The following is a 25,473-nucleotide window of genomic DNA, read 5'->3' as shown; positions in this document are numbered from 1 at the left end:
AGGTGCATCATATCATAATATCATCGTGTTGTGAATTCATCATCTAAAGTATCAAGTGTTATATTAAGTTGTGTATCTGCATCTAAGTTATAATATTTCTTTATAATCTTAGCTATTGCTGAGTATATAAATTCAGACATAGTTGTTCTATTAATACCAGATTCAGAAGATATAACTCCCCAAGGTTTTCCTTGTAGCACTTTTCCTATAAGTATTATTTCTTCTTCTGGATCCAATAATTTATCAGTACTCCAGAAATATTTTAACGTAAGTAGATGTATTGCATCTGCTGAAGCTTCATATGGACTTGAGCCTTGAAGGAATGCTAATGCTTTAGCTAAATATATTTTATTGATTTTAAATTCCTTAACAGAAGGATTTCCTTTTAATAGTAATCTAGCTAATTGTGGACTCATATTAAAGTATATGTCATGTAAAGTTTGTAACAATCTCTCTTTGAAAATGAATGATATTATGCTTAGTATTTCCTTTGCTTTTTCTGATATAGGTTTGATGACTATTACTGGAAAGTCTCCAAATTTCTCATTTTTTCTAGGTGAAACATGAACAGGAATGAAACCATTTTTTATCCAAAAATTCAAGACTTTTGGATCTCCCATAAATGAAGAGCCTATCCAATCTACATTAGAATTTTCACTTATTAATTGCAGTAGTTTACTCCCAAATCCTTTCCCTTGAAATTCTGGAGTTACAGCAATTCTAACTATTCTCCAGCCTTTTAGTTTTCCAAAATCTCTTATTCGTCCATGCTTTAATATTCTATCTGGAATCAAATCCCCATCAAAAGTACCTCCTCTCAAAGCAGTATCAATTAAACTATCGCTTAATTCTCCTTCTTCTGAAACTTGAGCTACAGCAATGTAATATTTTCCTTCACATGTTGAAATTGTCTTTATTGTATGATGAACTCCATCTGCCATAATCATCAAGTCATCTGGATTATTTCTATAATGTGCTGTTACCAAAATTCCATATACCTGCGATAATTTTTCATCTTGGTTAAATAATGATTCTTTATCTTGAGTTTCATATTCAGCTATTTTTATATCTTTAGGTAGGGGAGTTATATCAGCGTTTAATACTAAAGCATCATAAAGCCAAGATTCTATTGGATCTCCTTCAGCATAACGCAAAGGCTTTTCCATAGTGATCCAATTTACTGGAATTTTCTTTTCTTTGATTAATTCATTTAAATATCTTAAAAATGTCTTTCCAGTACCTTCATATCCATGAGTTGTTGTAACTAAAATTATTTTTCTCCACTTTCTAAGAGTATGAATCAAAAAATTCATGCCTATTGCTGCTGCCTCATCTACAACAATTAAATTTCCTTTACTTTCTACTGCAGCGTCGGGTGGTTTATAGATTATCCTAAATTTTTTGCCTTCTATACTCCTGGTAAAACCTAGGTCTGATTTTTCCTCATCAAATTCTATGTCTAGTGCCTCCAATCCTTTTTTTGCAAATTCCATTATTTGAGACGAAGAAGCTATTGAAGGAGCTGTAACTACAATATCACTATCAAAATTATCTTCTAAATTTTCTTTTATTATTCCTGCTAATCCTAGGCCGGTTACTGCGCTTTTGCCTCTTCCTCTGGGTGCTGTAATTGCTACTATTCTTTTTCCTCCTCTTATTATATATTTTATTCCATCTAGTGCTTTAATTTGATCTTGGCTGATAGTTAATTCATGGAGTTCTTTTGGCATTAGTATTCTATTGGGAATTATTTTTTCTGGTTTTTTTACATTGCCACTAAATATATTTGCAGTATAAGTATCTTGTTCTACTATAAATATTCCTTGATGATCATGTAATTTTCTTTTAAATCGATTTTCATATATATTAGATATTTTACCATTTCTTATTATTGAATTTCTAAATATCTTATTAGTCACTAAATCATTGGTATATAATATTATTAATCCGCCACCTCTTGCTAAGTCTACTAATCTACCAATGTAATTAGGCTGGAAATTATCTACTAAATCAAGAATAACTAAATCATAAGTATTACCAAGATAATTTTCTGATGACGAATAATCTATATCTTCAAAGTTTTTATCTGAAAGAATTTTCTTAATTTCATCTCTTCTATCTTTTGCGTGTTTAACCCAAGGATGGAACGCATATAATATACTAGGAGAACTATTAACTTGTAAGTATGTTTTAATAGTATCTATTAAATCGCTAATATAATCCTCTTTTTCTATATAAACTAAATTTCTGTAATATCTATTCATTCCATCAATGAGCGCATTTTTTAGCTGAGCGTAAAATTCCTGTTTTTCCATTTACCTACAAATTATATTTTTTCCTTAAAGCTTCTTCTACATCTATATTTTTCATGTTTGCTATTGATATAGCCCAAGCTATAACGTCTGCTAATTCTTCTTGAATATTTTTATCTTCGTTTGATAATAAAGCTTCTGCTAATTCGCCCACTTCTTCTACAAACCACGTGAAAGTTGGGAATAATCCTCTCTTAGTATCTTGCTCTAAGTACATTTGCCTCATTTTATCTTGCAATTCTTTAAGTTCCAAGTCCTATCTCCCTCCTTATTATTGATATATCATCTTTCATCAATTTTACTGTATATTTAGCTCTTTCGTTCCAGCTATTATCTACAAATATTATATCTATTTTCATCTCTTTACTGATCTTATCGACAAATTTTCTATTAATAAAATATTCAATATATAATGGATTATTAGGATCATCATTTATTATATTTCTAAGTAATACTTGGCCCTTTTCTCTATCAACTTCTAAATCAGTTTTTGCATCATATTTTTTAGGTAATTCTGTAGTTTTACATATAACAAATTCGTCACAACATAATATACATGAATTCTCGTTTAATGCATTCTTAATATCTTCTGGAATGTTCAAGACTATATACTTAATTATAACTTAAAAATAAAAATATGTATGCCTACAGCAACAGGCAAAAAAATAGTTACGTCTGAAAACTATATAGCTTCTCATATAGGTGCAGAAATACTAGAAAAAGGAGGAAATGCTTTTGACGCTGCCATAGCAGTTAGTGCTGCATTATCTGTAGTAATCCCTCATACAAGCGGATTAGGAGGAGATGGCTTTCTATTAGCTAGAACTCCAGAAGGGATTATAGCGTATAATTCTTCTGGTTGGTCTCCTAAGAATCTTAAGGCAGAAAAAATAGGTGAAAGAGATCCTAATTCTGTAGTAATTCCGGGGCTAGTAGATTTATGGTATTTTCTAGAAGAATATACTACTCTACCTTATGAAGAATTACTTTATCCAGCAATTTCATTAGCTATTAATGGATTTTATGTAGGGAAGTCTCTTCATCATGCAATTTTAAATACAGTAAAGCTAAATAATGAATGGTATTCTGTTTTTGGCAATAAAAGATTTGGAGATTTTATAAAGTTTCCTAAACTGGGCAGAATACTTAAAGAGATTGCAAGAGATCCAAGAAGCTTTTATGAAGGAAAGATATCAGAAGAATTAGTAGAAGGATTACACAAGTTTAATGTCCCTGTAGAGCAGTCAGACTTTTCTGAATTTCATGGAGAGAAAGTTAATCTAATAAAAATTAATTACAAAGATTTTGTTGTTCATGAATTTCCTCCAAATACTCAAGGTATAACTACTTTACAGATCTTGAAAATGGTAGAAATATCAAAAATTAACTCAATGCCTTATAACGATATTAAAAGAGTAAATAATCATATAAAAATTTCTACAATAGCTTACGAAGATAGAAATAATTACGTTGCTGATCCAAGATTTTACAAAATTCCGGATTACTTGTTAGATGAGGAATATTTAGCAAAAAGAATGATAGATGAAGGAGTTCAATTATCACTTAACAACGGAGACACTACATTTTTTGCAGTTTCAGATGGTGAAAACGATGTGGGATTAGTTCAAAGCTTATTTTATCCTTTTGGTTCGGGAATAATTATAGATGACATAGTATTCAATAATAGAGGATATGGATTCTCAGAAGGAAATAACAAACCAGAGGGAAGAAAAAGGCCATTACATACGCTTTCTATACTATATGCGGAGAAAAGAGATAAAGAGAGTTTAATAATAGGTTGTGCAGGTGGAGATTTAAGACCACAAATTCATGCTGAAGTTTTTGAATATTACTCTGATTATATGATGGAAATAGATGAAGCAGTAAATGCTCCTAGATTTATGTACTTAGGAAATAAAGTAATTGCTGAAAAGAGACTAGGTATTCCCGCAACACAAGAAGACTATTATTCGAGAAACGTAGGAATTGTTCAAGCTATAAAGAATAAAAACGGAAAAATTATTGGAGTAGCCGATCCTAGAAGTGAAGGCGTTGTTATTCCGGTACGTTAACGCAATTGGCATAATCAAAAGCTATTAGTAATGCGCCATATTCAGGTGATTTTTTCTTCTTAAGAGTTTCTATTCCTTTTTCTTTCAATAATGACTGAAAATTTGAAGAGAAAAATTCAGATTCGAACATCCCTCCGCTTACATATACTTGTGATATACCTACTCGTTTAGAAACATAGATAGCATCCTCAGCTAATTGCTTTGCTGCTTCAATCATTATTTGTTTTGCTTTATTATCGCCTTTAATTGCTGCCTCATTTACTACTTTTGCTAAAGATGCTATTTCGTCAATTTTATGTCCTTCGTGATAACTCCATCTTATTATATCATCTAAATCCCTTGCTTTTATATTTGCAAGAATAAGTTCTGCTAATAATGATTTTTCTTCTCTTCCATCTAGCATTTTTACAAGTAATCTTAATGCTTTTCTTCCTATCCAATAAGCTGATCCCTCATCTGATAATAACCATCCTGCTCCTCCTACTCTAATTCTATTCTTTCCATCAAATCCCATAACCACGCTTCCAGTACCTGAAATTACTATTACGCCGGGCCTTCCTCTAGTCTCTGCATATAGTGAAATAAATGAATCATGCTCTATTATTGTATTTTCTGCAATATCTTTCAATGCATTAAACAAAATTTTATAGTCATGCTTAGAATCTAATCCAGCTAAACCTATACATGCTACATCAGGTTTAATATTATGAGTTGCTGACTGTATTGCTTCCCTTATATTATTTACAGTTTTTTCTATTCCTATATTATGAAAATTGCCTGGTCCTGCTTCTCCTTCACCTATGTATTTTCCATCACAAGAATATGCTATAGCTGCCGTAGAAGTTCCTCCTGCATCTACTCCTACAAGAATCATGATAATATATACTTTTTAAAAAGTACCAAATAAATTTTTATGAAAGATATTAGATGGAATAGCTATTCAAGATAGTTAAGCCTTCGATAATATTACTGACTAGATATAAATAAAAATCTAATTTAAATTGATTAAATTGATGGACAACTTTAGATGTTATATCAGCTTTTATCATCTTAAAACAGTAATATAAATAAATTTTCATTGATGAACAACGTATAATTATACAAGATAAAAACTGCTATCTATATAGAGTTAGAAATAACCAATTAACTTACAAAAATGCAGTAAGAAGTTTAATAAGTCTTTATTCCTTTTAGACTTTATAAGATTTTGGGATATATGGTTTAAAGTTTTAGAAAGCTAAAGAAAATCATCTACTAAAAATTTCCCAGAATTACGTATATAAAATTTATACGATATTTTGTGACTTGAAGCGATTCTTTTTTTATCTTTTATTCTAATTATTAGTGATGAAAGTTCTTATACTTGGAATAGACGGATACTTGGGTTGGGCTTTAGCATTAAGACTAATATCAAGAAATCATGAAGTAATAGGTATAGATAATTTAGCAACAAGGAAAGCAGTAGAAGAAATAGGTTCAGATTCAGCATTTCCTTTACCTAGTCCAGAAGAAAGAGTTAAAGAAGTTAAAAAACACCTAGGAGGAAATCTCGAATTTCATGTTGGAGATATAACTAATAAGGATTTTCTTTCTGATATAATAAAAAGGAATAAGCCTGATGTTGTAGTTCACTTTGCCGAACAAAGATCTGCTCCATATTCTATGAGAGATCTTGATCATGCAAAATACACTTTGCAAAACAATTTATTTGGTACTCTTAATTTAATTTACTCTGTGAAAGAAATTGATCCAGCAATTCATATTCTTAAAATGGGTACTATGGGTGAATTCGGTACACCTAACTTCGATATTCCTGAATCTCCATTTGTAAATGCTATAATAAATGGAAAAGAAGACAAAATTTTTACACCTAGGTGGGGAGGTTCTATTTACCATTTTTCTAAAATATTCGATAGCTATCTCTTAGCTTACTATAATCAATTATATGGATTAACAATGACTGATATAATGCAAGGTCCAGTTTATGGTACAAAAATTCCAGAAATGACTTCAGAATCATTAAGAACTAGATTTGATTTCGATGAAAGCTATGGTACAGTAGTGAATAGATTTTGTGTAGAAGCAATCCTAGGTTTACCTCTAACTCCATACGGGAAAGGTGGACAAACTAGAGGATTTATATCCCTCGAGGATAGCGTAGAGGCTTTAAAGACATTAATAGAGCATCCACCTAAGCAAGGAGAATATAGAGTTGTAAATCAATTCATGGAAGTTCATAGCGTAAATGAAATTGCAGAAATGGTAAAAAATGCTGGAGAACAGTTAGGACTACAGACTTCAATTCAACATGTTCCAAATCCAAGAGTAGAAAAAGAAGAACATTATTATAATCCTGAGAAGAGAATTCTAGAAGAATTAGGATTCAAACCAAAAAGAAATATGAAAGATGAAGTAAAAGTAATGATAGAAGATTTGCTTCCTTATAAGGAAAGGCTAGAAAGATATAAACAAGTAATTATGCCAAAAACAAAATGGAGGTAATAAGAAAATAATTATAAATTTTGAAATGAATACTCTAATGCTTTAAAGTAATTATCTGGATCTCCTACATTTAACCATTTTTCATCTTCTAATTCAAGACTTAATACTTCTCCTCCATCATCTAAAATTTTCTTTATCCCATATGTTAATTCTAATTCTCCTTCGCTTATTTTTATATTTTTCAGATATGTAAAGATTTTAGGTTTGAAAATATAAACTGCTGAAATTGCTAAATTAGAGAAAGGCTGAGGAGGTTTTTCTTGAACATCTAAAATGTAATACATAGCATGATTCATGAATTTTCCCTGGTCTTTGACTTTTGCTATACCGTATCTATGTGGATTATTTACCTTCCTTAATAATAATACTGCATCAGGATTATTTTGTTCAAATAATTCTTTTGCTTCATAATATCCTCCAGTTAGTACACCATCATCTGCATGTACAAAAAAGGGTTCACCACAAGCAAAATTTTCTGCTCTTAATACTGCATCCCCAAATCCTTTTGGAGTGTCTTGAAAGAAGAAAGTTACTCCTCTTTCGAATAAATAATCCATTAAAAGCTTTCCATGTTTTCCTACAACTATGCTAAAATTGTTAACTCCACAAGCTCTTAAAGAATCCATAATAAGATCAATTATAGGTCTCATTACTCTTTTTCCATCTTCTTTTTTAAATAGTGGTAGTAGTGCTTTAGGCATTACTGAAGTTATATATTTCATTCTACTTCCTAGGCCAGCAGACGTAATAATAGCTTTGCTTACCATTATATTCACATTAGACTGTTATTTCCTCGATTTTTTTATCTTCTTTTATTATACTAGCTATTGCCTTAGCCATACTAACTGGATCTTTGGATTGCCATAAGTTTCTTCCTACTGTAATGCCTTTTGCTCCAGCATCTATAGCATCTTTTAACATCATGAGAAATTCTTTATCATCCTTAGTCTTTGGACCTCCTCTAATTACTATAGGTGAAAAGGCAACATTTACTACTTCTCTAAATGATTCTTTGCTTCCAGTATAATCGACTTTTAGAATATCAGCACCTATTTCTGATGCTAACCTAGTAACATATTTCACTAAGTTTACATCTTTAACAGAATCTGGATTATCTGGAGAAACGTATAATGGTTCGATAATAAAAGGAATTCCATAATCATGAGCTTCTTTCCTAGCTAATGATAGTTGATCTATGTTATATCCTTCAACTCTATCATCTCCATAGCCTACTACTAAGTAAGTGACTACAGCGTCAGCTCCAGCTTCTACTGCTTCTTTAACATTATAAACCATTGAATAATAGCCAGACGAGAACTTTCTTTCTTTTCTCCATACGTTTGCAGTATCAAGCCTAGCTATTATCATAGAAGAAGATCTGGTGTAAAAGTTTTCTTCTACTATTCTTAGCATAGCAGGAGACATCTGTAATGCATCTGGTATTCCAGAGAGTTTTGAAACTATTTCAGCCGGATTTTCTATTCCCTTTAATGGTCCCATTACTAATCCATGATCCAAGGCTACAATGAAAGTTTTCCCTTTTTCGAAAAGTCTTTTTAACCTTATATCTAAACCTGACATATATATAGAGCAATCTTATAGCTTAAAGTTTTTTACTTCTTTTATTGCCGTTCTAATCAAGCTTCTTGCATATGGATTTAAGAAGTAGCTTAATACTACATAAATTATTATCGAGAAAAGTGTTAGTTTTATCATTATTTCTAATTCAGGAATAGTTCTTTCTTTAGTTAATCCAAGAAAAGGAAACGAAGCTAACAACGATAAGAAAATTGATACTATAGCTTCTCTTTTTGGAAATCTAAAACTATACAATTTTTTTGAGGTTAAGAAAGAAGAAATTAACATACCAATAGAATTAATGAGTAAAGCAGAAGATATTATTACAGCAAGTAAAGGAGAGATTTGATATATATTTTCATTATCTTTAATCATATATGCTAATATTAGCATTGATGTTACACCAAAAGCTGATATTATTACATTATTTCTAGTCAATTTAGCTGTATATCCTTTAAATTCACCTTTTGACTCTACTGACAGAGTCTCATCCTTCATGTATATTGCTCTATAAAAAATGCTATATAAAGCGCGGATAAAATTTGAAGTAGAAAGAACTAACAATGCCCATATGGAAGCTATATACTCTGGTCTTAGAATATACAAAAGTCTTTCTCCATCTACTAATATTATTAAGAGAAAAATTCCTCCGGCAGTAAAAAATAGCTTTAATGCTGTTTCAATTAGCTTAGGATCTTTAGATTCTTGTAACTTTAAAACTAGTCCATCTGTTGAAGCTTGGCTCCAATATACTATATTCGAAATTATTAATGCGGATTCAAAATAAGAAATTGGAATTGCAGAGCCTACTAATGCAACTATAATTAGCGTTAAAGTCGATTCTATTATTAATTGCACATAATTCATGATAAAGACTAGAGACTTTTTAACTGCTGTAAATGCTACTTTAAAATCTACTTTTAAGTTGGCATTGACGAAAACTAAGTTGAAAAGTATTTGAGACAAGTAGCCTATAGTGTACGCTAAAATTACTGCTTCTATTGATAAATGAAAATAAAACATTAGTACAATACCCGATCCTAATCTCAATAATTGAAAAGATACTGTAGATATAGCTGTTAATCTAGGAGATTTTCCTATAGCTATAGAATTGCTTATCTTCATTAGATAAATTGATATTATTAAGAGAATGGCTAAGTAAAAGTACGAAAATATATGATACCCAGAAATATTTACAAAGTCAGGAATAAGAAAGAAATAAATAAGAGAGGACAAAGCTCCTGCCAGAGCGTTTATTATAATTATTCCACCTATTTTTCTTCCTTCTGCGGAATATCTAGACGTTATTGACGAAAAAAGATCTCCAGGAATAGTAAAATAACCAGTTACTAAAATGAAAATATACTGCCATATTCCAAAAGTTTCTATTGATATTGAAGACAAGTATCTAACAACTAAAAGCGAAAAAAGGAAAGAAATAGGAGCAACTAAAGTTTTTAACAAAAGATTGAATAAGCCTATTCTTACAAATCCTGCACTCCTATTCCCTTGCTTTTCCTTATTTTCCATAATTAATCACAAAACAGAAACTTTTCTATTTTTCTCTCAATTTCTTTATCTGAAATTTCTTTATCTAAATTTACATTTATCTCTTTCAGTTTAGATGTTTTAACTCTAGACAAATTAAGGCACTCCTTGGTATTTGAAATATAATCTATAGTTTTACTTAAATCTTCTTTTCTAGTTTCAGAAAGTTTCAATATTATATCATACCATTCTTTCCATATTTTTATCTTCATTAGATGAAGAAAAAATAAATGAACTATTAAGATTTGTCCTAATCTAAACTATTCTCAAACATATTATCTAGTGCTTTAGCTACATCTCTGATCGAGAGGATACCGCATAATTTTCCTGAATTATCTACTACCGGTAGATGTCTTATATTACTTGATCTCATAATGCTCAAAGCTCCAGTTATTGGTGAGTCTTCTCTTATTGTTATTAATGATGCAGTCATTATATTTTTAGCCAATGAATTTAGATCTTCTCCTTTTCCAATAGCTCTTACTATATCTTTTTCAGTTATAATTCCTATAGGCTTACCATTATCTACTACTATAACTGATCCTACGTTATTTTCTGTCATAATTTTAGCTACATCTTTCAATTTAGATTCTTTATCTACAGATATTACATTACTTCTCATGTATTCTTTAACTAGTTCTTCCATAATAATATATCTACATAGAGATATATAAATGCTTCAACTAGATTTATGTATATAATTTTCTTTTTCTATTTTATTCAGAATACAAAAATATAACTAGTTTATCTATATTTTATAATATAAATGGAGTATTATTACTAAGTATTTAAAGTGATAATTCCACACAATAATTTACTAAAATAACATATTAAGATAAGACTAATAAGTTGCTAGATACTTATTTTTATTAGCATTTATTAAGACTAAAATAATTAAAAATTCTAATCTATCTTGTTTTAAAGATTATTGGTTATAAATTGTGTTAACTAGAATAAAATAATGATAATTTAAGTTTTTATACCCTAAATTATAAAAGGGTTTTGATTAAACTTTAATAACCCATATGTTAAAACTTTATTTTGAATAGTATGAACCTAACTATATTAAAACTCAAAGCTAACATGTTACTAGCCAGTATAGGGATATTCCTTTTAGGATTTGCTTTAATATTTGCCGTAGTTAGCTATTTCTATGGACTAAGTTTCGCTCCACTAGTAATAGTAGGAATCTTATCATTCCTTATTGTACTTGATATAATACAATGGTTATTTGGGCCATATCTTATAAATGCAATGTATAAAACCGTAGAAGTGACTCCAAATGATCCCACTTACGGATGGGTAGTCGATGTTGTAAATGAAGTAGCAATGTACAATAGAATGTCCCCTCCTAAAGTCTATATAGCTAATGTTCCTTTCCCTAATGCTTTTGCCTATGGAAGCCCAATAGCAGGAAAAAGAGTAGCAATAACATTACCACTATTAAAAATGTTAAATAAAGATGAGCTAAAGGCAGTTTTAGGTCACGAGCTTGGTCATTTAAGGCATAAAGATGTACAATTACTAATGGCTGTAGGATTAATTCCAGCACTATTATTCTGGATTGGCTACTCACTAATGTTTAGTGGGATGTTCTCAGAAGGAGGAGGAAGAAACAACAATGCAGGAGCATTATGGTTAGTAGGTATAGCGCTTCTAGTAGTAAGCTATCTATTCCAGTTCTTTGTCCTCTATTTAAATAGAATGAGAGAAGCGTATGCAGATGTTAATGCAGCAGAAACAGTACCTAATGGTGCTGAAAATTTAGAGAGAGCATTAGCAAAGATTACACTATCTACTGATCCTAGAATTCTTGAAAAATATAAAAAGAAAAATAACAATAATATAGCAAATATGCTATTCTTCTCTCCAATAGAAGTTAATGAAGATATTCCAGAAACCAGTGTAGATGAATTAATTGAATACTGGAAACATGAAAAAGTGTCTTGGTTTTCAGATTTCTTTAGTGACCATCCAAGTTCAGCGAAAAGAATACAATTATTAGAAAAATTGAAATATGCATTTCCAGCATAAACATTTTTTTAGACATAAAATTGTTTTATAAATACTTTAGATATTATTCAAATTCAATAGTGGCAGGAGGTTTTGAAGTTATATCATATAATACTTCTTTAACTTTAGGTATATCCATTATTTCGTCTGCAATTTTATTTAAAATTCCTTTATCTATCTTTGCAAAGTCTGCAGTCATAAAATCTTCAGTAATTACTGCTCTTATTGCGATAGAATATGGCAAATCTTGATCCTTTTCTTTAAGCTTTAACAGAACATGCGTAATATCGTATTTAGTTATTTTTTGAACAGTTTCTCTTAGTTTATCGTAATCACAATTACTATCTATACTTGCTATTTTACCAAAACTTCTTACATCTCCTTTAACTCCAGTAGCCTTATTCTTATACGTAAATACTTTTTCTCCTAAATCTGCAGAAATTGTTTGATCTAAAATTTTATTTGACTCCAAGATAGCAGAAAAATATTGAGAATATCCTTTTCCATCTAAATATTTTTCTACAATACTATTAGCTTCTCTTTCTATTTCTAATTTTTCTTTAGTTACTCTACCTATTATTCTCACTAAAAGACCAGGCCCAGGAAATGGTTGTCTTTCTGAAATTTCTTTTGGTAAGCCTAAATATCTTGCAACTTCTCTTACTTCATTTTTATATAAGTCAGCTAACGGTTCTATTACTTTAAATCCCCATGTTTTCTCTGTATCTATACCTAGCTGAACTAGAACGTTGTGTTGAGTTTTTATACCCCCTTGAGTTTCTATCCAATCCGCAGCTATAGTTCCTTGAACTAGATAAGTTATTTTATATTCTTTTATTAATTCTGAAAGCGTATTATAAAATAAATCTCTAAATTTTTTCCTTTTTTCTTCTGCATCTTCTAAGCCTTCCAAATTACTTATAAATTCTTTGCTTTTATCAATAATTTTAATTGGAATAATATCTTTTAGAGAATTCTTCACAATATTAGCTTCATTTTTTCTCAAAAATCCAGTATCAATCATTACTGGTATTACATTCTTGCCTAAAATTTTATACATTAATACTGCAGCTGTAGTACTGTCTACTCCACCGCTTATTGCTGCTAAAATTTTTTCATCTTTAAATTTTATTAATTGTGGCTCGATTTCTTTGATAAATTCTGAAGGATTAAACACACTTATCTAGGATATTTAATGTTATATAATTCTTTAACTTTATCTATGTCTACATTATCCCTTATTACTTTCTCTGTTTTAGATGCCATTTCATATATTTCTTCTTCTAAACTTTTACTAAATATCTTTATGTCAAAAAGATCTAGAATACTTGAATTATATAATGAGCCATGGATACTATAACCCATCTTATTACCTTTAAATGCTCCATCTTGGATATTGGTTTCTATTTCATTTCTTTTAGTTATTGTCAAAAAAGGTTTATCTTCGTAGTAATTAATTTTTCCTCTTCTTATTTCATATCCCACAATTTTTCCTCTTCTTTCATTTTCTGCTATACTTATTGAAACTACCTTTTCCATATCGAATCTTACTTCAAAATCAAAAAATCCTAGACCTTCATACTCTCTAGGCTTTCCGCTTTCGATACCATACGGATCAATTAATTTTTTACCCATTATTTGAAAACCACCACATATTCCTAGTACTGGTTTTTTCCTTAGAACTTCTATAAATCCTCTTTCTTTTAACCAGGCTAATGATTTGAAAGTGTTCCTACTACCCGGAAGAATAATTAGATCTGCTTTTTCCGCCTTTTTAGGATTGTTAATAAAAGTAACTGAGGCGTTAGATTTTTCAAAAGCTTGAAATTCATTAAAATTGCTCATATAAGGATAATTGATTATAGCAACGTTTATTTCTCCATCTCCTATTTCGCTTATATTCATTGAATCTTCTGCCATAATAGGAGTTTTATCTAAATATGGTATTGCTCCTAAATACTTCATGGATGTTCTTTGTTCTAGCCAAGTAATTGCGTCATCTAAAAATGATTTTTCTCCTCTGAATTTATTTATTATGAAACCTTTTAGCATCGGTCTTAATGATGGAGGTAACATTTCATAAACTCCATATGCTGATGAGAAAGATCCACCTCTATCTATATCTAAAACAAGAATAGAAGGAATTCCTTCTTTCATTGGGAAGATAGTTGTTATATCTCTATCTAGGAAATTGGGTTCTATTCCACCTGCTCCTTCTATTATCATGTCAGTTTTTAATTCTCTCTTGATTTTTTTATCCCAAATTTCAAAAATCATAGAATAATATTCCTTAGGATTAATATTACCTAATGATTTACCATATAAAATTACTTCAATTCCATTTCCAGATGGCTTTAATAATACTGGATTCATGAAATTTCTAGGTTTTAATCCTCTTCCTAGCGATTGAAATGCTTGAATGAATGCAATTTCTCCTCCTTCTACTGATGGAAAGCTATTTAGGGACATATTTTGTGCTTTAAAAGGAATTCCATTAAGTAATCTGACAAGCCCCGTAGTTACAAATGATTTTCCTGAGTCGCTCATTGTTGAAGAAATTATAATTGGCATAGTTATTTTAAGAATGTGAAGTCTTTAAAAGGAATCCTTTCACAAATATCATTCTTTACTATTATTCCTTCAGTAAAGGGAGACATCGATTTAGTAGCAGAATATAGCTTTATTTCTCCAATATTAGTAGGAACAATAACGGGACTAATAGATTTTATTTCATATTTTCTTATTTATTTTCTTATAGGAAATTTGGCTAAATATGCATTAATTATCATTATTGAAATACTACGAGGTTTTAATCATCTTGATGGTTTACTGGATTTTGGAGATGCGTTAATGATTAGAGGAGATTATCAGAAGAGAGTAAAGGCATTAAAAGATGTTGAAATAGGTAGTGGCGGAATAGGGTTAGGTTTTGTATATCTAATATTGATGTTTATTGCAGTAGATAAGTTATCATCTCCATCAATTTATTTGATGCTTTCTTTAATTTCTGCAGAGGTTTTATCAAGAGGCTTAGGTATGCTTAATCTTTCAATTTTATCTCCTATGGATTTTAGTTATTTAGGAAAGATATTTCACTCAAAACTTAGAGACAAATATATATGGATAATTTTACAGCTCATCCCTTTTATACTTGGATATTCTCTAATTGTCTTTGTCATCCTTTTTATTCTCTTTTATTATTTAGGTAAGATTATACTAAGGGGTTCTTCAGGAGATCTAACTGGAGCTATAATAACTTTATCTTTTCCTCTATTCTTATTATCTGAGGAGAAATATTGCTTCCTATATTATTTATTGCATTACTTATAGATTTAGTCTTAGGAGAACCGCCTATTTATATTCATCCAGTAGTTTTGACTGGAAAAATTTCAGAGGAGCTAATTAAACCTTTTGCAGGATACTTATATGGACTATTTCTATGGATAATTTCAGTTATACCAGTACAATTACTATTCTTGTCACCATTACTTATTCCTAGCTATGGAGTGTTTATAATCTTAAAAATAATTCTATTATCCTTTATTTTAAAGACTACTTTTTCAATTAAAATGTTATACAGTATAGTAAATAAGTCGAAATTATTAGATAATAAGTCTAGATCTTTAGTTCAGCAGATTGTTAGAAGAGATTTATCTAAAGCGGATAAAGGTCACATCGCTTCTGCTGCTATAGAATCCTTATTCGAAAGCTTAGTTGATGGGATTACTTCTCCCTTATTCTGGTTCTTATTACTTGGATTATTTGGTGCGTTACTTCAAAGATTAGCTAATACTATGGATAGTATGGTAGGATATAAGACTAAAGAACTTTATAGAGAAGGCTATTTTTCAGCTAAAGTGGATACTATATTGAATTATTTACCTGCTAGGCTTACTGCATTATTTATGCTAATTTCCGGTTTTTTTCTTCATTTTGACGTCAAAAAGGGAATTAATGCTTTAAAAGAAAGTAAAATAGAGAGTCCAAACGCAAAATATCCTATTTCAATCGCGGCAGGTATTTTAGGAATAAAACTAGAAAAAATAGGATATTATTCTGTAGGAGAAGGAAACTTACCTGATTGCAAGGATATTGAAAATTCTTTGAAATTATTTAAAATGACTCTCTCCTTATATATTATTTTTATTTCAATCATATATTATAGCCTTTATGGTCTTGCCTTCCTTAGCTATCCTTACGGCATCATTAAATTCATCTAACTTAAATTTATGAGTGACTAATTTCATTACATCAACTTTCTTCTCATAAATCATTTTTAATGCTTCTTTAGTGTCTTCTTCTACAGCAGCATTACTAGAAATTATAGAAATTTCGTAATTTAAGAGATTACTTATATCATAATTTAAAATAGTTCCTTTATATGGTACGCCAAAAAGCAATACTCTTCCTCCTTTTCTTACAGCATTTAATCCTGTAAGTATTGCTGATGGAGCTCCAGATGCTATAATACTTACATCTACACCTCTTCCATCAGTATTTTTCTTTATTTCGCTTATAACGTCCACATTCTTAGGATTCAATGCTTCGTCTGCACCTACTTTTAAGGAATAGTCGTTTCTAAAATCTGATACATCTGAGACGAAAACTTTTCCTGCACCATTTGCTTTAGCTAAAAGAACATGAAGTAATCCCATTGGTCCTGCTCCGACAACTAAAACATAATCGTCCTTGTCAATGAAAACTCTTCTTTGTCCTCTTATAACTGTTGCTAATGGTTCAATAAAAGATGCTTCATCAAAACTTACTGAATCGGGTAATTTTAGTATTCCTCCTTTACTGACATTCCATGCGGGAACTCTAAAGTATTCTGCAAATCCACCTGGATCTAAATTGGTTTTTCTATAATATGGACACATTGTTGGGCTTCCTTTTTTGCAGTAATAACATTCATAACAAGGAACATGATGGTGAGCAAAAACTCTATCTCCTTCTTTCAACCAATCTACTTTAGATTGTGAAATAATTCCTGCAGGTTCATGTCCTAAAATAGGTTGAGAAGCAGTATATTGTCCGCAGATTTTCTCCACATCAGTTCCGCAGAGTCCACAAGCCTTCATTTTAACTAGGACGTCCCCATCTTGCAAAGTTGGAACTGGAACTTCTTTAAGTACTGGCTTTCCATTTTCTAAAAGTATTGCTTTCACATGTATTATTGAGGAGAGGGGTTTTTGAAACTTTTTTAGTACTAAATATATAGTACTACTTCATATAATATAGTATGCAAGTGATTATTTTCGCTATACTGTCACTCATATTTATTGATTCAATCTATCTTACTTTGCCTAAATTTATGAAATATGAAAAGCATGTTCAATTTCAATTAGGGAATAAAACCATTACCGCAAAAATAAGAGATGGAGACTATATAAATGCCTTTTCTCTATATAACGGAGATATTATTTTAACTTCTGCTAGTCTAAATTTAAAGGAAGAAGAAATTAAGGCTATGATTGCTCATGAATTAGGACATATAAAGTTGCATCATCATATAAAGATGCTAATTTTAATAAATATTTTAGTATTTGCATTATTAAATAGTGTAACAAATATACTATTTTTTATCCCTTTAGCAATAACTCTAATTCTATTTCAGAGATATTTATCCAGATTCTTTGAATTACAAGCAGATTCATTTGCTACTAGAATAGTAGATAAGGAAGTACTTCATGAGATTATAATTAAATATGGAGAAAGAAAATCAAATATTTTATCTACTCATCCGTCTGCTTTAACAAGAATAAAGAAAATATAAGTGTATTCTATTAATTATTTTTATGCAATATATTGGTAAACCAATAAAAAGGATTGAAGATCCTAGGCTTATTACAGATAAAGGTGCTTATGTTGATGATATAAAACTGCCTGGAGAAATGTTCGTAGCGTTTTTAAGATCAACTAAGCCACATGCTAGGATTAAAGTAAAGAAAACTGATGGAGTTTTTACCGGAGAAGATATAAATCCTGGAAAGGATTTCCCTATTCCTACCCAAGAAACAACTTATATAGGCCAACCAATTGCTTGTGTAATAGCTAAAGATAGATATGAAGCTTATGATTTACTTGAAAGCATAGAAGTTGAATATGAAGATTTACCTTATATTTTAGACCCTTACGAAGCAATAAAAGATGAAGTAAAAGTATACTCGAAACTTTCATCTAATATATATTTTAAGGAAGTATACTCTTCAGGAGATCCAGAAAAAGTTCTGAAAGATTCTGAAGTTATAGAAGGAGAATTGATTAATCAAAGAATGATTGCATCACCATTAGAAACTAGGGGTAATGTATCATTCTTTGATGGACAAAGATTAACTGTATGGTCTTCAACTCAATCAGCTCACTATCTAAGGAGAAATCTAGTAAATTTTCTAGGATTTTCAGACATTAGAGTAATCCAACCAGATGTAGGAGGAGCCTTCGGAAGTAAAATAATTACACATCCAGAAGAGTACGCGTTAGCAAAATTGGCGATGAAACTTAAGGTTCCATTAAAGTGGATCCCTACGAGAACTGAAGAGATGATTAGCGCAGGCCATGGTAGAGATAAAAAATTAAAATTTAAAGTAGGTTTTACTAAAGATGGTATAATTACTAGTTTAGTAGGAACAATAATAGGCGATTTAGGAGCGCCCTATGCTGATGCTAATGATGACGAAGGAGGTAACGTAAAAAGTACAGCAAGAATATTATTAGGCCCTTATAAGATAAGAGATGCTTTACTTTCTGTGTATGCAGTTCATACTAATAAAGTTCCTACTACATCATATAGAGGAGCTGGAAGGCCTGAAGCAACGTATTTCATTGAAAGGATTATTAACATGATAGGAAATGAGTTAGGGATTGATCCTATTGAAATAAGATTAAGGAATGTCATTAGACCAGAAGAAATGCCTTATAAGAATGCCTTTGGAATAACTTATGATTCAGGAAATTATCCAGCGATCTTGAATTTAGCTAAAGAATATTATAGGCAATTATTATCTGAAGCTAAAGAAAATGACTGTGTAGGCTTAGCCATGTATGTAGAAATTACTGGTTTTGGACCTTGGGAAGTAGCTAGAGTATTTGCTAAATCTGATGGAAAAATAATTGCTATTACTGGATCAGGACCTCATGGACAAGGTGATGCAACTGGATTTGCTCAAATCGTAGCAGAAACTTTGCAAATTCCTATAGACTCAATAGAAGTAAGATGGGGAGATACTGATATTATTGAAGATGGAATAGGAACGTGGGGAAGCAGGACAATAACTGTGGGAGGTTCAGCTATAATGAAAGCAAGCCAAGAATTAAAAGAGAGAATAATGTCTGTGGCATCTAAAATGTTAAATGCTGATATAGAAGAGCTAGAATATGAAGAAGGCGGAAAAATTACTCATAAAAAATCTGGCAAAAGCGTAAATCTAAATGAAGTTATTTCATTTGCATATAAAAACGGAGTGAGTCTTGATGTTACAAGTGTATATCCGGTAAGTAAACCTACTAGTCCTTATGGAGTCCATATGGCAGTAGTAAATATAGATAAAGAATTAGATAAAATCAAAGTGAAAAAATATATAGCATTAGATGATATAGGAAGAGTAATAAATCCATTAACTGCAGGTGGTCAAATTCATGGTGGTGTACTTCAAGGAATTGCACAAGCAATATATGAGGAAGCTATACTCGATAATCAAGGAAATGTATTAAATCCTAATCTTAATGATTATGGATTTCCTACTGCAGTAGAATCTCCTGAGATTTTATGGTATTATAAAGAAATGGCACTGTCGTCTCATCCAACTGGAAGTAAAGGTGTAGGTGAAGCAGGAGCTGTTGTTTCTACTCCAGTTATAGTTAATGCTGTAGAAAATTGTATTAAGAAGAGAATATTTAAAATCCCTATAAAGTTAAGTGAATTATAATGCAGAAACATGTATTATCTAAGAAAGATTCCTTGACTTTGTTAGAAAAAATAAAGGAAAAGTATAATATTTCTCTGAATCCTGAGAAAATAGAAATAGGAAAAGAGAAGAAGGCAACTTATTATTTTTTAGATGGCGTTTTAGCTTTTTTCGGAGAAGATATTGTTCCTACTCTTTGTTTATTCTATAAACTCAATGTATCGACATCTATTTTTCCTTTAGTAAAGATAGATGAAGGAGCAGTAAAGGCTGTATTAAAGGGAGCAGATTTATTTGTGCCTGGAATAAAAGAATATTCTTGTGATTGTAAAGGAAATGAAATAATTGTTGTAACTACGTTACAAGATAAACCAATTGCAGTTATGAAAGCACTTATTAGTAAGCAGGAAGCAGAAGAAAATAAGAAGGGCAAATTCGCCCAAAATATCCATTACCTAGGAGATCCTATATGGCAGATGTGCAAGTAAAAAAAGTAGGTATAATTATTCCTACATATAATGAAAAAGATAATGTAACGAAATTAATTTCAGAAATAAATAAGATATTTCCTGCAACTATACTAGTAGTTGATGATAATAGTCCAGATGGGACTGGACGTGTTTTGAAATCTCTTGGGCTAAATAATTTGATGGTTGAAGTAAGAGAAACAGAAAAAGGATTAGGAGGAGCAATAAGAAAAGGACTAAGTATAGCATATGACCGAGATTTTGATTATGTAGTTACAATGGATGCAGATCTAAGTCATGACCCAATTTACTTGCCTAAATTATATAAAAAAGCAGAGGAAGGGTATGATCTAGTAATAGGATCTAGATATATTAAAGGTGGGGGAATACAAAACTGGCCATTAAAACGAAAAATTATAAGCAAAGGAGCTAATACTTTGTTCAGACTTCTATTAAGATCTCCATTACATGATAATACTTCGAATTATAGAATTTATTCTAGATCAGCTATAAAAGAAGCTTTACAATGTGATTCAGCTAATGGCTATGAATTTCAAATATGTACTGTATTTAGAATTTTAAGAGCAAACTTACGAGTTTCTGAAGTTCCAATAATATTTAAAGATAGAGAAGTAGGTAAGAGTAAACTTTCAAATAGAGAAATAATTCAGTGGTTTAAATATTTAATTAAATTGTATCTATCACGTTAACTTATTCTTTCTTTTTAATTTTAAAAGTTCTTCTTTCAATTCCTCTAAATCTTTTTTTAACGCGTTTATTTCACTTTCATGAATTTGAACAATTTTTTCTAGTGATTCTATGTTATTTTCATTATTAGTTTTTAATTTTATATTTTCATTGTCGTCCATTTCTACAAAACCCAGTCTAGATAATTCTCTTACGTATCCTTTTGCTGTTTTAGGAGAAACTTTTAATTCTAAAGCTAAGTCTTTTAGGCTCATTTGTCCCTTTTCTTTAACAAGATTTATTACATCTTGTAATCTGGGCGTTAATTCCATATTACCTTATTTTAAATAGTATTGCTTTTAAGGACTTGGGCTAAAATTATGTGGGAGCATTGGCCATATTAATCAGAGAAAACGAAATTTCAAAAGTATTCACATTTAAAGATGCATACGAAGCGTTAAGAGAAGCATTTTTACTTTTAGACAATAAAATGGCTATCAATACAGAAAGAGTTAGAACCTCGTTCTCTGGAGCGACACTAACATATCAAGCAGGAGCAGAACAAGGATATCTAGGCTTTAAAACATATCTTAAAGGAAATTTTATTTCAATGTTATTTAACTCTAGTGGAGAATTATTGCTTATAACAGAAGCTGATAGATTAAGTCAAATAAGAACAGGCGCATTATCTGTATTGGCATCGGATTACATCAAGTCAGATTATTCAACAGTAGGAGTAATTGGATTAGGAAAGCAAGGTTTAGCTCAAATAGAGGCTTTTTATGAATTAAAGAAAGGAATCACTATTATAGGATATAGTAGAACTAAAGAAAGAATAGAAAAAGCTTCTAAGATTCTTAATTCTGAAGGAATAAGCATTAAAATCGCTGATTCGTATAAGAGCATACTTGCATCTTCTGATGTCATAACTTCTATTACTTCATCAAAAGATCCTTTTATAAAACTAGATTATATTAAGAAAGGGACTCATCTTAACCTAATGGGATCTAATATACCTGAAAGAGTTGAAGCTTATCCTGAAGTAATAAAAGCAGCATCTTTCATTGCTGTAGAAGATATAGACCAAGTTTTGAAAGAAGCAGGAGACATAATTTTAGCCAAGAAAATGGGAATGCTAGACGAAAATAAATTAATTCCATTTTCATCAATTATTTCTGGAAAATCAAAACCAAAAAACGAAAATATAACTATCTTTAAGTCTACTGGAATAGGATTAGAAGATGTCGCAGTAATGAAACGTTTATATGAAAAATCCAAAGAAATGAAAATAGGAATTGAAATAGAGGTAAAGGGAACATGGTATCGAGGTTAGGAAAAGAAATAGAAATATCACCAGTAGAATTAGCTTCGCAATTAGCTAAAACAGCCAAAATTAATTTAGCTAGTGGATCTCCAGATCCTAAAATGATTCCAGTAAAAGAAATTCAAAATGCGTATTCAGAAGTTTTAGATGAATTGAAAGAAAAAAGTCTATTTTATCCAGGTGCTGGGGGTCAGAAGGAATTGGTTGAAGAAATAGAGAAAGATTATCTTCCACTTTTAAATTTAGATAAGAGCCAAGAAGACATAACAATAGTGACTAGTGGAGCTCAGCATGCAATGGAGCTCTTAGGAAAATATTTTCTTGAAAATGATGTCATTGCAGTAGAAAATCCAACATTTATTGAAACTTTTAATGCATTAAAATTAAGGTCATCTGTAGTACTTCCTGTAGATATAGACAATCAAGGTATAAATACAAAAGAGTTGGAAGAGATTCTAAAGATTGTTAAAATAAAGTTACTTTACGTTATACCCAACTGTCATAATCCTGCTGGAGTTAACTTAGAAGAAAGCAGGAGAAAAGAACTAGTAGAATTAGCTGAAAAATATAATTTTTATATTTTAGAAGATGATCCATATAGGCCTATAGCGGGATGCGTTCCAAAACCAATAAAATCCTTTGATAAATTTGATAGAGTAATTTATATAGGAAGTTTTAGTAAAATCTTGGCTCCAGGACTAAGAATAGGATTTATCGTAGGTAATAAAAAAATAGTAGAAAAAGTTTCATTACTTGAGCAATTAGATTTTTCCACATCTACTATAAATCAATACGTAGTAGCAAGGCTTTTAAAAAACGGAATAATAAAAAGTAGAATGCAAGGTTTATACGAATATTATTCTAGAAAGATGAAAATTTTAAAGGATAGCTTATATGATAAAGGTTTACGCGAATTCAACGATCCTAAATGCGGATTTTTCTTACTTCTTGATTTAAAGAAAGATAGCTGGAAAGTATTTCAGAATGCAATATCAAGAGGATTAAGTTTTGTTCCTGCATCTCCTTTCTTTTTAAGAGGAGGAGAAACAATGGCTAGATTAAGTATAACAATGGCAAACGAAGAAGAAATAAAAGAAGGAGTAAATATCTTAAAAGAATCAGTAGATCATACTATATAAATATCTTTACTCAATTTATTGAAAGCTTTTACACCATCTTTATTCATCATTACCATATTTTCAATTCTTATACCGAATTTTCCAGGCAAATATATACCTGGCTCTACAGTAAAAGTCATTCTTTCATCTATAGTAGTTTCACTATCTTGAGAAATATATGGTTCTTCGTGAACATCTATTCCTATACCATGTCCTGTCCTATGTATAAAATACTTTCCGAATCCCTTTTTACTAATAACTTCTCTAGCTAGATTGTCAATTTCCTTTCCTCTCATATTTATTTTACTCTCATTTTCTGCTTTTTCTTGTGCCTCTAAAACTATATTATGAATATTTAGAACTTCCGATGATGGTTTTCCTAGTGATATAACTCTTGTAGTATCTGTAGAGTATCCATGATACTTTATGCCAAAATCTGCTATTATAACATCTCCACTTTTAATTTTTCTATCAGTACACCTTAAATGGGGCATAGAAGTATTAGGCCCAGAGGTAAGAATTGGAGCAAAGGACACACCTTCTGCACCAAAATTGTAAAATATGTTTTCTAAAGTTTTAGCTAGCTCACATTCTGTTTTTCCTTCTTCTATATGATTAAGAAATTCTAAGAAACTCTTTTCTGCAATTTCTATTCCTTTCTTCATTATATCTATTTCTTCATTATCTTTTACCATTCTTAATTCCTTTAAAAAGGAAGAAGCTACAACTAGCTTTTTTGGAGAAAATCTATGAATAATATTAATTAAAAAAATAGACCAAAGCTGATCGTCAATAGCTATATTTTCCTGATTTTTTAATCTAAGCTTACCATAAGGATCTTCTCCATCTCCATAAGTTATAATGTTAAACCCTAGTTTTGATAGTTGTTCTTCATAAATTTTAGGCGCAAGAAAATATTCTTCTTCATTGTTTATGATAAAGAGTAATGGTCTTTCCATTTGTTCTTCAATAAAGTTAGTTAAATAGAACATGTTACTAGTAGTTCCTATTATTACTTCATCTATTTCATTCTCTTTCATCTTTTTCCTTAATTTTTCAATCCTATTTGTAGTCATTTATATATCACTTCTTTTTATTTAGATACCTTAGCATGTATAATAACATTTTAGTGCTATATTATATGCAGCGTTAAAGTCTCTATCAGCCTTGTATCCACATGAAGGACATACGAAAATTGAACCTAGTACCTCTCCTTTTTTGTATCCACATCTAGAGCATATCTTAGAAGTATTTCTAGGGTCTAATCTTCTAACTTTCATTCCTCTTTTAAATAATTCTTGTTCTAAAATTTCTTGGATTGCTCTTAATCCTTTTCCTACTTTCTCGTCGTATAGACGTAAATCTTCTATAGCTATTATTCTTGGTTTTATTTCTTCTAGGAATTCTACTGCTTCTGTTACTGGTTTCTTTGATCTTTCCTTAATTTTATTTATATAAATAAGTCCTTGGGAGTCTCCTAAAAATTTACTAAAAACATCTACCATTTTTTTATCTCCTATGAATTTTACTTTGTATAGCTTACCTGAATCTATTATCGCGACTATTGTAAATAAATGCCTTATTCCTATATCTATACCTACTATTGGTTGTTCTATTTCAAATCCTAAGTATACTTTTATTCCATTACTAAAATCTACTATAGCATATAATGGTTTTCCCTTCTTTTCGTCTACTTTAACCAAAACATTAATTTTTGGAATTTTTACGATATCACCACAGTCTACAATATCTAAAGGACCCAATCGCATATTACTAAAAGGCCCTACATTTTTCAGAAGATTAGAAGGAGGTGCATCACTACCTAATTTTCTCAACGCTTGTCTATATTTTTCTTGATAAAGAATATCACTATATATTTGGCTCAATTTACCATAATCTAAAATTTTAGCTTCAACTAATTCTTGTGGCATAAAATATAATATAAAAA

At 30.3% G+C, this 25,473-nt stretch carries 26 protein-coding genes; 11 read left to right on the top strand and 15 right to left on the bottom strand.

The annotated features are described in order from the left end of the window. Positions 1-20 precede the first annotated feature (20 nt). Genes B6F84_RS09505 through B6F84_RS09495 form a run of 3 tightly spaced genes read right to left on the bottom strand, consistent with a single transcriptional unit; the run spans position 21 to position 2,914 of the window. Entirely contained in the window at positions 21-2,315 is a 2,295-nt protein-coding gene (locus tag B6F84_RS09505; RefSeq protein ID WP_148692018.1) for a tRNA(Met) cytidine acetyltransferase TmcA, read from the bottom strand. Between the two features lie 4 nt (positions 2,316-2,319). After that, the gene (locus B6F84_RS09500) at positions 2,320-2,565 is read right to left on the bottom strand and encodes a MazG nucleotide pyrophosphohydrolase domain-containing protein (RefSeq protein WP_148692017.1); all 246 of its coding nucleotides are present in this window, start codon (positions 2,563-2,565) and stop codon (positions 2,320-2,322) included. Beyond that, on the bottom strand, positions 2,555-2,914 hold the full coding sequence (locus B6F84_RS09495) for a hypothetical protein (RefSeq protein WP_148692016.1): 360 nt from the start codon (positions 2,912-2,914) through the stop codon (positions 2,555-2,557). The genes B6F84_RS09500 and B6F84_RS09495 overlap by 11 nt, the downstream gene beginning before the upstream one ends. A gap of 39 nt (positions 2,915-2,953) precedes the next feature. On the opposite strand from B6F84_RS09495, the gene B6F84_RS09490 reads away from it, so the two are divergent. Then, complete coding sequence (locus tag B6F84_RS09490) at positions 2,954-4,384, top strand: gamma-glutamyltransferase family protein (protein ID WP_148692015.1); 1,431 nt, start codon at positions 2,954-2,956, stop codon at positions 4,382-4,384. On the opposite strand, the gene B6F84_RS09485 is transcribed toward B6F84_RS09490, so the two are convergent. Next, the gene (locus B6F84_RS09485; protein WP_148692014.1) at positions 4,368-5,258 is read right to left on the bottom strand and encodes a BadF/BadG/BcrA/BcrD ATPase family protein; all 891 of its coding nucleotides are present in this window, start codon (positions 5,256-5,258) and stop codon (positions 4,368-4,370) included. The two genes, B6F84_RS09490 and B6F84_RS09485, sit on opposite strands and share 17 nt — an antisense overlap. Before the next feature lie 473 nt (positions 5,259-5,731). Between B6F84_RS09485 and agl3 the strand changes: the two genes are divergently transcribed. Then, complete coding sequence (agl3, locus tag B6F84_RS09480) at positions 5,732-6,886, top strand: UDP-sulfoquinovose synthase (protein ID WP_148692013.1); 1,155 nt, start codon at positions 5,732-5,734, stop codon at positions 6,884-6,886. 11 nt (positions 6,887-6,897) lie between these two features. On the opposite strand, the gene B6F84_RS09475 is transcribed toward agl3, so the two are convergent. The 5 genes from B6F84_RS09475 to B6F84_RS09455 are packed head-to-tail and all read right to left on the bottom strand — an operon-like array spanning position 6,898 to position 10,661. Next, entirely contained in the window at positions 6,898-7,653 is a 756-nt protein-coding gene (locus B6F84_RS09475; protein ID WP_148692012.1) for a sugar phosphate nucleotidyltransferase, read from the bottom strand. Positions 7,654-7,663: 10 nt separating this feature from the next. Beyond that, positions 7,664-8,467, bottom strand: a complete 804-nt coding sequence (locus tag B6F84_RS09470; RefSeq protein WP_148692011.1) for a class I fructose-bisphosphate aldolase — start codon at positions 8,465-8,467, stop codon at positions 7,664-7,666. Between the two features lie 15 nt (positions 8,468-8,482). Further along, the gene (locus B6F84_RS09465; RefSeq protein WP_148692010.1) at positions 8,483-9,994 is read right to left on the bottom strand and encodes a polysaccharide biosynthesis protein; all 1,512 of its coding nucleotides are present in this window, start codon (positions 9,992-9,994) and stop codon (positions 8,483-8,485) included. Positions 9,995-9,996: 2 nt separating this feature from the next. Further along, a complete protein-coding gene (locus B6F84_RS09460; protein WP_148692009.1) occupies positions 9,997-10,224 on the bottom strand; it encodes a hypothetical protein in 228 nt (75 codons plus the stop codon). Between the two features lie 38 nt (positions 10,225-10,262). Next, positions 10,263-10,661, bottom strand: coding sequence for a CBS domain-containing protein (locus tag B6F84_RS09455; protein WP_148692008.1), 399 nt, complete (start codon positions 10,659-10,661; stop codon positions 10,263-10,265). 401 nt (positions 10,662-11,062) lie between these two features. On the opposite strand from B6F84_RS09455, the gene htpX reads away from it, so the two are divergent. Further along, positions 11,063-12,046, top strand: a complete 984-nt coding sequence (gene htpX, locus B6F84_RS09450) for a zinc metalloprotease HtpX (RefSeq protein ID WP_148692886.1) — start codon at positions 11,063-11,065, stop codon at positions 12,044-12,046. A 43-nt stretch (positions 12,047-12,089) separates the two neighbouring features. Here htpX and B6F84_RS09445 read toward each other — a convergent pair whose 3' ends face one another. Beyond that, positions 12,090-13,202 (bottom strand): GMP synthase (glutamine-hydrolyzing), encoded by a 1,113-nt coding sequence (locus tag B6F84_RS09445; protein ID WP_148692007.1) that lies wholly within the window; start codon positions 13,200-13,202, stop codon positions 12,090-12,092. A gap of 2 nt (positions 13,203-13,204) precedes the next feature. After that, a complete protein-coding gene (locus B6F84_RS09440) occupies positions 13,205-14,596 on the bottom strand; it encodes a cobyric acid synthase (protein ID WP_148692006.1) in 1,392 nt (463 codons plus the stop codon). A gap of 15 nt (positions 14,597-14,611) precedes the next feature. Here B6F84_RS09440 and B6F84_RS09435 point away from each other — a divergent pair, with 15 nt between their 5' ends. Next, positions 14,612-15,355, top strand: coding sequence for an adenosylcobinamide-GDP ribazoletransferase (locus B6F84_RS09435; protein ID WP_148692005.1), 744 nt, complete (start codon positions 14,612-14,614; stop codon positions 15,353-15,355). Next, a complete protein-coding gene (locus B6F84_RS09430; protein ID WP_148692004.1) occupies positions 15,322-16,245 on the top strand; it encodes a cobalamin biosynthesis protein in 924 nt (307 codons plus the stop codon). Before B6F84_RS09435 ends, B6F84_RS09430 begins: the two co-directional genes overlap by 34 nt. On the opposite strand, the gene B6F84_RS09425 is transcribed toward B6F84_RS09430, so the two are convergent. Continuing rightward, positions 16,174-17,190 carry a zinc-dependent dehydrogenase gene (locus B6F84_RS09425; RefSeq protein WP_148692003.1) on the bottom strand — a complete coding sequence of 339 codons (1,017 nt, stop codon included), beginning with the start codon at positions 17,188-17,190 and terminating at the stop codon, positions 16,174-16,176. The genes B6F84_RS09430 and B6F84_RS09425 overlap by 72 nt on opposite strands. 146 nt (positions 17,191-17,336) lie before the next feature. Between B6F84_RS09425 and B6F84_RS09420 the strand changes: the two genes are divergently transcribed. The 4 genes from B6F84_RS09420 to B6F84_RS09405 are packed head-to-tail and all read left to right on the top strand — an operon-like array spanning position 17,337 to position 21,106. Beyond that, the gene (locus tag B6F84_RS09420) at positions 17,337-17,798 is read left to right on the top strand and encodes a M48 family metalloprotease (RefSeq protein WP_187152675.1); all 462 of its coding nucleotides are present in this window, start codon (positions 17,337-17,339) and stop codon (positions 17,796-17,798) included. A gap of 22 nt (positions 17,799-17,820) precedes the next feature. Continuing rightward, on the top strand, positions 17,821-19,950 hold the full coding sequence (cutA, locus tag B6F84_RS09415) for a glyceraldehyde dehydrogenase subunit alpha (RefSeq protein WP_148692001.1): 2,130 nt from the start codon (positions 17,821-17,823) through the stop codon (positions 19,948-19,950). Then, on the top strand, positions 19,950-20,417 hold the full coding sequence (locus B6F84_RS09410) for a DUF1947 domain-containing protein (protein ID WP_148692000.1): 468 nt from the start codon (positions 19,950-19,952) through the stop codon (positions 20,415-20,417). Before cutA ends, B6F84_RS09410 begins: the two co-directional genes overlap by 1 nt. Beyond that, positions 20,399-21,106 (top strand): polyprenol monophosphomannose synthase, encoded by a 708-nt coding sequence (locus tag B6F84_RS09405; protein ID WP_148691999.1) that lies wholly within the window; start codon positions 20,399-20,401, stop codon positions 21,104-21,106. Before B6F84_RS09410 ends, B6F84_RS09405 begins: the two co-directional genes overlap by 19 nt. Here the strand turns inward: B6F84_RS09405 and B6F84_RS09400 are convergent. Continuing rightward, entirely contained in the window at positions 21,098-21,415 is a 318-nt protein-coding gene (locus tag B6F84_RS09400) for a Sul12a family chromatin-organizing protein (protein WP_148691998.1), read from the bottom strand. The genes B6F84_RS09405 and B6F84_RS09400 overlap by 9 nt on opposite strands. 59 nt (positions 21,416-21,474) lie before the next feature. Between B6F84_RS09400 and B6F84_RS09395 the strand changes: the two genes are divergently transcribed. Beyond that, complete coding sequence (locus B6F84_RS09395) at positions 21,475-22,416, top strand: ornithine cyclodeaminase family protein (protein WP_148691997.1); 942 nt, start codon at positions 21,475-21,477, stop codon at positions 22,414-22,416. After that, positions 22,401-23,546 carry an aminotransferase-like domain-containing protein gene (locus B6F84_RS09390; RefSeq protein WP_148691996.1) on the top strand — a complete coding sequence of 382 codons (1,146 nt, stop codon included), beginning with the start codon at positions 22,401-22,403 and terminating at the stop codon, positions 23,544-23,546. Before B6F84_RS09395 ends, B6F84_RS09390 begins: the two co-directional genes overlap by 16 nt. Here B6F84_RS09390 and B6F84_RS09385 read toward each other — a convergent pair. Together B6F84_RS09385 and B6F84_RS09380 are read right to left on the bottom strand one after the other, a co-directional pair. Further along, on the bottom strand, positions 23,534-24,601 hold the full coding sequence (locus B6F84_RS09385; protein WP_148691995.1) for a M24 family metallopeptidase: 1,068 nt from the start codon (positions 24,599-24,601) through the stop codon (positions 23,534-23,536). The genes B6F84_RS09390 and B6F84_RS09385 overlap by 13 nt on opposite strands. Before the next feature lie 30 nt (positions 24,602-24,631). Beyond that, the gene (locus B6F84_RS09380; protein ID WP_148691994.1) at positions 24,632-25,456 is read right to left on the bottom strand and encodes a zinc ribbon domain-containing protein; all 825 of its coding nucleotides are present in this window, start codon (positions 25,454-25,456) and stop codon (positions 24,632-24,634) included. Positions 25,457-25,473 lie beyond the last annotated feature (17 nt).

This window comes from Acidianus manzaensis (genome assembly GCF_002116695.1).
Classification (GTDB): Archaea; Thermoproteota; Thermoprotei_A; order Sulfolobales; family Sulfolobaceae; genus Acidianus; species Acidianus manzaensis.
The sequence above is the reverse complement of the archived record's forward strand: the minus strand, read 5'-3'. Positions and strand labels throughout refer to the sequence as shown.

Excerpts from the sequence above, each read along its gene's own strand:
- B6F84_RS09485 (WP_148692014.1), bottom strand. The coding sequence starts at position 5,258 with ATGATTCTTGTAGGAGTAGATGCAGGAGGAACTTCTACGGCAGCTATA.
- B6F84_RS09465 (WP_148692010.1), bottom strand. The coding sequence starts at position 9,994 with ATGGAAAATAAGGAAAAGCAAGGGAATAGGAGTGCAGGATTTGTAAGA.
- B6F84_RS09505 (WP_148692018.1), bottom strand. The coding sequence starts at position 2,315 with ATGGAAAAACAGGAATTTTACGCTCAGCTAAAAAATGCGCTCATTGAT.
- B6F84_RS09410 (WP_148692000.1), top strand. The coding sequence starts at position 19,950 with ATGCAGAAACATGTATTATCTAAGAAAGATTCCTTGACTTTGTTAGAA.
- B6F84_RS09400 (WP_148691998.1), bottom strand. The coding sequence starts at position 21,415 with ATGGAATTAACGCCCAGATTACAAGATGTAATAAATCTTGTTAAAGAA.
- B6F84_RS09380 (WP_148691994.1), bottom strand. The coding sequence starts at position 25,456 with ATGCCACAAGAATTAGTTGAAGCTAAAATTTTAGATTATGGTAAATTG.
- B6F84_RS09405 (WP_148691999.1), top strand. The coding sequence starts at position 20,399 with ATGGCAGATGTGCAAGTAAAAAAAGTAGGTATAATTATTCCTACATAT.
- htpX (WP_148692886.1), top strand. The coding sequence starts at position 11,063 with ATGAACCTAACTATATTAAAACTCAAAGCTAACATGTTACTAGCCAGT.
- B6F84_RS09470 (WP_148692011.1), bottom strand. The coding sequence starts at position 8,467 with ATGTCAGGTTTAGATATAAGGTTAAAAAGACTTTTCGAAAAAGGGAAA.
- B6F84_RS09440 (WP_148692006.1), bottom strand. The coding sequence starts at position 14,596 with ATGCCAATTATAATTTCTTCAACAATGAGCGACTCAGGAAAATCATTT.
- agl3 (WP_148692013.1), top strand. The coding sequence starts at position 5,732 with ATGAAAGTTCTTATACTTGGAATAGACGGATACTTGGGTTGGGCTTTA.
- B6F84_RS09490 (WP_148692015.1), top strand. The coding sequence starts at position 2,954 with ATGCCTACAGCAACAGGCAAAAAAATAGTTACGTCTGAAAACTATATA.
- B6F84_RS09460 (WP_148692009.1), bottom strand. The coding sequence starts at position 10,224 with ATGAAGATAAAAATATGGAAAGAATGGTATGATATAATATTGAAACTT.
- B6F84_RS09475 (WP_148692012.1), bottom strand. The coding sequence starts at position 7,653 with ATGGTAAGCAAAGCTATTATTACGTCTGCTGGCCTAGGAAGTAGAATG.
- cutA (WP_148692001.1), top strand. The coding sequence starts at position 17,821 with ATGCAATATATTGGTAAACCAATAAAAAGGATTGAAGATCCTAGGCTT.
- B6F84_RS09390 (WP_148691996.1), top strand. The coding sequence starts at position 22,401 with ATGGTATCGAGGTTAGGAAAAGAAATAGAAATATCACCAGTAGAATTA.
- B6F84_RS09420 (WP_187152675.1), top strand. The coding sequence starts at position 17,337 with ATGAAATATGAAAAGCATGTTCAATTTCAATTAGGGAATAAAACCATT.
- B6F84_RS09385 (WP_148691995.1), bottom strand. The coding sequence starts at position 24,601 with ATGACTACAAATAGGATTGAAAAATTAAGGAAAAAGATGAAAGAGAAT.